The organism is Bradyrhizobium sp. (assembly GCF_036735945.1).
Lineage (GTDB): Bacteria > Pseudomonadota > Alphaproteobacteria > Rhizobiales > Xanthobacteraceae > Bradyrhizobium.
In genome coordinates this window covers 1-5,404 of sequence record NZ_DAINNI010000206.1, presented here as the reverse complement: position 1 = coordinate 5,404, position 5,404 = coordinate 1, and the positions used below count along the sequence as shown (strand labels likewise).

At 63.2% G+C, this 5,404-nt stretch carries 5 protein-coding genes; 3 read left to right on the top strand and 2 right to left on the bottom strand.

Annotation, left to right across the window (positions count from 1 at the left end; translation table 11 throughout):
• The coding region (locus V7E26_RS29040; protein ID WP_324422825.1) for an SIMPL domain-containing protein at window positions 1-492 on the top strand (492 nt) is incomplete at its 5' end.
• A 189-nt stretch (window positions 493-681) separates the two neighbouring features.
• Here V7E26_RS29040 and V7E26_RS29035 read toward each other — a convergent pair.
• Both V7E26_RS29035 and V7E26_RS29030 read right to left on the bottom strand, forming a co-directional pair.
• The gene (locus tag V7E26_RS29035; protein ID WP_324422824.1) at window positions 682-1,674 is read right to left on the bottom strand and encodes an MBL fold metallo-hydrolase; all 993 of its coding nucleotides are present in this window, start codon (window positions 1,672-1,674) and stop codon (window positions 682-684) included.
• A gap of 23 nt (window positions 1,675-1,697) precedes the next feature.
• A complete protein-coding gene (locus tag V7E26_RS29030; RefSeq protein WP_324422823.1) occupies window positions 1,698-2,426 on the bottom strand; it encodes a ceramidase domain-containing protein in 729 nt (242 codons plus the stop codon).
• A 285-nt stretch (window positions 2,427-2,711) separates the two neighbouring features.
• On the opposite strand from V7E26_RS29030, the gene V7E26_RS29025 reads away from it, so the two are divergent.
• Both V7E26_RS29025 and ffh read left to right on the top strand, forming a co-directional pair.
• The gene (locus V7E26_RS29025) at window positions 2,712-3,728 is read left to right on the top strand and encodes an Lnb N-terminal periplasmic domain-containing protein (protein ID WP_324422822.1); all 1,017 of its coding nucleotides are present in this window, start codon (window positions 2,712-2,714) and stop codon (window positions 3,726-3,728) included.
• 298 nt (window positions 3,729-4,026) lie between these two features.
• A partial coding sequence (gene ffh / locus V7E26_RS29020) for a signal recognition particle protein (RefSeq protein WP_324422821.1) occupies window positions 4,027-5,404 on the top strand: 1,378 nt, incomplete at its 3' end.

The following is a 5,404-nucleotide window of genomic DNA, read 5'->3' as shown; positions in this document are numbered from 1 at the left end:
CTGCTGGCGCTGAAGGGCGCCGGCATCGATGAGAAGGACTACCAGACCTCGCGGCTGTCGCTGCAGCCGCAATTTGCGACCTTTTCGAAGCCCGCGGAGCGCGCGCCAGGCATCGTCAGCTTCCGCGCCAGCAACCGCGTCACGGTCAGGATTCGCGACGTGACCAAGGTCGCCAGCGTGATCGACGTGCTGGTCGGCGCCGGCGCCAATGACATCGGCGGCATCAACTTCACCGTGACGCAGGCGTCGAAGCATCTCGACGAAGCCCGCGAGAAGGCGATCGCGGACGCCCGCCGCAAGGCCGAGATCTACGCCAGGGCGGCCGGGGTTGCGCTCGGCGAGCCCATCAGCATTTCCGAGGAAGGCGCACCGACGCCGGTGTTCCGCGGCAAAATGGCAGCGCCGATGGCCGCCGGCGCGCGGGTGGCGCCGGGCGAGGAAACGCTGTCGGTGACGGTGAGCGTATCCTGGGCGATCAAGCCGAAGGAGTAGCTCCGCGCCCCGTGTCCCGGACGCGGTGCAGCCCAGGCGATGCACCGCATCGTCCGGCAACGCTGCTCCGCAGAGCCGGGACCCATTCGTTCAACGAATTGCTTGCGGCAGATGGGCCCCGGCTCTGCAGCGCATCGCTCACGCGCTGCACTGCGTCCGGGGCACGATGGGATGGCGCAGGCCGCGAAGTCAAATCTCGTACACCTGCCCCGGCTTTAGCGCAGCGAACCGCTCCGGCGGAATCTTTGCTTCCTTCAGCGCGTCGGCCAGCGCGTTGACCGGCGCATCGATCGCTTCATCGGTGAGTTGGAACGTGCCGTGATGATGCGCCAGCGCTTGCTGCGCGCCGCAATCGGCGAGCGCCTTCACCGCGTCAGCCGGATTCATGTGCTGGTCCTTCATGAACCAGCGCGGCTCGTAGGCGCCGATCGGGAGGATCGCCAGCCGCAGCGGACCATGCATCTCCGCGACGCGGCGGAAATGCTTGCCCTCGCCGTAGCCGGAATCGCAGACGATGTAGAGTTTACCGGCCGGCGTCTCCAGCACAAAACTCGCCCACAGCACCTTGTTGCGGTCGAACAACCCGCGCGCCGACCAGTGCCGCGTCGGCACCAGCGTAACCGCGAGCCCGTTGCCGAGTTCAACGCGGTCCTGCCAGTCAAACGCTTCCGCTTTGATCGCCGAATCCGAGTCCCGCATGGTGACGTCATTGCCGAGCGGCGTGATCACGCGCGGCGAAAACTTCTCGGCAAGCCTGGACAGCGTCGCGATGTCAAGGTGGTCGTAATGGCCGTGCGAGACCAGCACGACATCGATTTTCGGCAGCGCCTCGAAGGCAATGCCGGGATCGTTGTGGCGCTTCGGCCCGGCGAATGAAAACGGCGAGGCCCGCAGCGACCATACGGGATCGACGAGGATGTTGAGGTCCCGCGTCTGGATCAGCCAGGAGACGTGACCGACAAAGGACAGCCGCACCTTGTCGCCGGAAATGCGCGGCGGCGGCGTATCGTTGTGCGCGTTCGGCACCCAGTCCGGCCATTCCGCCCGCTTGCGGTGGCCGCCAAACTGCCAGCGCAGAACCTCGCTCAGCTTTCTGGGGGGCGCACCATCCGGGTCGAAAAAGGTCTTCTCGTTGAATTGTTTAGAGGCTTTATATCGCTCAAGTCGCTCGTCTTTCTTCATTCATCCCGCCTGACCTTCGACCGCTAACCGCGTCCTGGAGCGCTGCGCGCAACAGTTTCCAGCGGTCGACGAACCTGGAATAACCGGAGGATCGCGAAGCACGCGGCTGCTGCCGCAAGGTGCTTCAGCGTATGTCCGCTCAGAACTCCACCAAGGGAATATACCGCGTGGTCATAATGCTCCATCAGCTTGGCGAGCGCATAAAGCGCTGCGGCGGCGACCCAGTAAGACGCGCCGGTGTATTTCGGTGGAAAGAAGCTCAGGATCAAAACCAGCGAGGCAAACGGAAAGAATTGCGCCCACGCATAGAGCCGCAAGTCATCGGTCCAGCGCCACAGCAGAAGGCTGAAAATTCCGATCACAAGCAGCGGCGGCAGCAACGTAGCGCCTGCCCTCGCATCTACGCGCTCCTCGACTGCCGCGGAAAGTATGGCGGCAAAGCAGAGGGTCATCGGCAATCGATCCCAGAACAACGTCTGGTCATTGGGATCGAGATGGTAATAGGATGAACCGAAGCCGGTCAGGAAAATTCCGCCGAACAGCACCAGGGTCGTTGCATTCCACCGAAATCGGGCAAGACCGATTGCGCCCACGGCGATGAAGGGCAGGTTGGAGACGACATTCCAGAAATTCGGTATGCCGAACAGTTCGCGCTGGTCGGCAAACTGATGATAATCCTGGTTCTGCAAGAGCGGCGGGAGCGGCAGCAACGCCACAAGCGTAACGATCATCAAACCATACAGAAACGGCACTGGCCGATCTCGGACTATCTTGCCAACTGCCATCAGCGATGCGCCTTTGATGCCGAATGACCGACAACCTCGCCGTACTCGAAGGTGAAGATTGAAATGGTAGCGCAACGGCCGCTCGCAGCAAGAGCCAAAGCGAACGCATGCCATCATACGGCCGTGATTTGGCGGACTGCACCTGGCAAGTAGAGTCCGGCCTGCGTTCGTTGCCGGGTCACCTTTGATCGTGATATGAGACCCATCCAGCGTTCCTTGCCCCACCGGATCACCGGCGACATTTGACGGACAATGCGTGTGCTTCGCAGACTGCTGACCGGATCGTTGCGCTGGCTGCTGGCCGCTGTGGGTTTTCTCTTTCGCGCCCTGCTGCTCACATGGGCTACTCTGGCCATCTATTATTCAAATCTGCCATGGGCCGGATTGCGCATCGCCCTTGCGGCAGCCTTTGCGGCGTTCGCCGTTTGGGCCGTCTGGTTCTCACATCAACGGCGCATGTCCATGGCAGCAGCCTTGCTGTTCCTCGGCGTGGTCGCATGGTGGATTGCCATCCCTCCCTCGCATCATCGCAACTGGCGGCCGGAAGTCGCGGTGATGCCGCGAGCCGTGATCGATGGCGACCATGTGCACCTGACCGGCGTCCGCGACTTCGACTACCGTACACGGAGTGACTTCACGGTCCGGTACGAGGAACGGGATATCCGGCTGTCGCACCTGAACGGCCTCGACTTCTACATATCCTACTTTACCGAGGGGCCGGTCGGGCACACGTTCGTGAGTTTCACATTCGACGACGCACCGCCGCTTAGTATCTCTATCGAAACACGGCCGGAGGTTGGTGAAGGTTTTGCGCCCATCGCCTCCCTCTTCAAGCAATTCGAGTTGATTTATCTGGTGGGCAGCGAACGTGACCTCGTGGGCGTGCGCACCAATCACCGGCGCGAGCCGGTATATCTTTATCACCTGAATACGTCTGCCGACGATGCGCGCCGGCTGCTGCTGGTCTACCTGGCCCGGATCAACGAACTCGCAGACAGACCCGAATTTTACCACCTGCTGACCAACAGTTGCACGATCAATATCGTACGTTACGCGAACGCCGCCGGCAGGCAGGGCCGGTTCGATGTCCGCCACCTGCTGAACGGTTTGGTCGACAGCTATCTCTATCACTCGGGCAGAGTGGACACGACGCTGCCCTTCGAAGAACTGCGGCGCCGCTCCCTGATCAACGAGACCGCAGCGGCGGCCGATGGCAGACCTGATTTTTCAGAACGTATCCGGGTCGGGCTGCCGACCATCCCTCGCTGACACAAGGGGCTTCGCCGGCATTGCCCACCCTTCCGAAATCTACATACTTCCAAATACTTAGACGAGACGCGGAGTCATTTCGGCCGAGTTTCTCCTTGACTTCTGCCGTTTCCCGGCGTTTAACCCCGGCACTTTCTCGGAAAGAGGTTCTTTTCGACCCGCCGCCCGGCCCGTGAGACCGGAGGCCAACGCCCGACAGCGCGATGCGCCCTCGGGCGCGAAAGTGTTTGGAATACCCTCGTCCTGGGCAGCCGCGAAGCGGCGCCTCGAAGGATGAGACAGAAACAGGACAACGGCATTGTTCGACAATCTGTCGGAACGGCTTGGCGGCATTCTCGATCGTCTGACGGGGCGCGGTGCGCTGTCCGAAAAGGACGTCGACGCGGCGATGCGCGAGGTGCGCCGCGCGCTGCTCGAGGCCGACGTCGCGCTCGAGGTAGTCAGGAGTTTCACCGATCGCGTCCGCGAACAGGCGGTCGGCGCCACCGTCGTCAAGTCGGTCACGCCCGGCCAGATGGTGGTCAAGATCGTCCATGACGAACTCGTCGCCACCCTCGGCGCCGACGGCCAGACCATCGACATCAATGCGGTGCCGCCGGTCCCGATCATGATGGTCGGCCTGCAGGGCTCCGGCAAGACCACGACCACCGCAAAACTCGCGCGACGCATGGTCCAGCGCGACAAGCGCAAGGTGCTGATGGCCTCGCTCGACATCTACCGCCCGGCGGCGATGGAGCAGCTGGCCGTACTGGGGCGCGATCTCGACATCCCGACGCTGCCGATCGTCGCCGGCCAGAAGCCGGCGCAGATTGCCAAGCGCGCGCTCGAGGCCGGCAAGCTCGGCGGCTACGACGTGGTGCTGCTCGATACCGCCGGCCGCACCACGCTCGACGAAGAAATGATGAGCGAGGCGGCCGAGATCAAAGCCGCCGCCAACCCGCATGAAGTGCTCTTGGTCGCGGACTCCCTGACCGGCCAGGACGCCGTCAACCTCGCGCGCGCGTTCGACCAGCGCGTCGGCCTCACCGGCATCGTGCTGACGCGGGTGGACGGCGACGGCCGCGGCGGCGCCGCGCTGTCGATGCGCGCGGTCACCGGCAAACCGATCAAGCTGATCGGCACCGGCGAAAAGACCGATGCGCTGGAAGATTTCCATCCCTCCCGTATCGCCGGCCGCATCCTCGGCATGGGCGACGTGGTGTCGCTGGTCGAACGCGCGGCCGCAAATATCGACGCCGAGAAGGCCGCGCGCACCGCCGAGCGCATGCGCAAGGGCCAGTTCGACCTCAACGACATGCGCGAGCAGTTGCTGCAGATGGCCAACATGGGCGGCATCAGCGGCCTGATGGGCATGATGCCCGGCATTGCAAAAATGAAGAACCAGATCGCCGCCGCCGGGATCGACGACAGGATCCTGAAGCGTCAGGTCGCGATCATCGATTCGATGACGCGCGCCGAGCGCAAGAGCCCTGATATCCTCAAGGCCAGCCGCAAGAAGCGCATCGCCGCCGGCGCCGGCCTGAATGTCGAGCAGGTCAACAAGCTGCTGAAGATGCACCGGAACATGGCCGACATGATGAAGGCGATGGGTTCGGGCAAGCGCGGCCCGCTCGCCGGCATCGCGCAGGCGATGGGCTTTGGCGGCGGCATGAAGCCGCCGTCGCCGGAAGAGATGA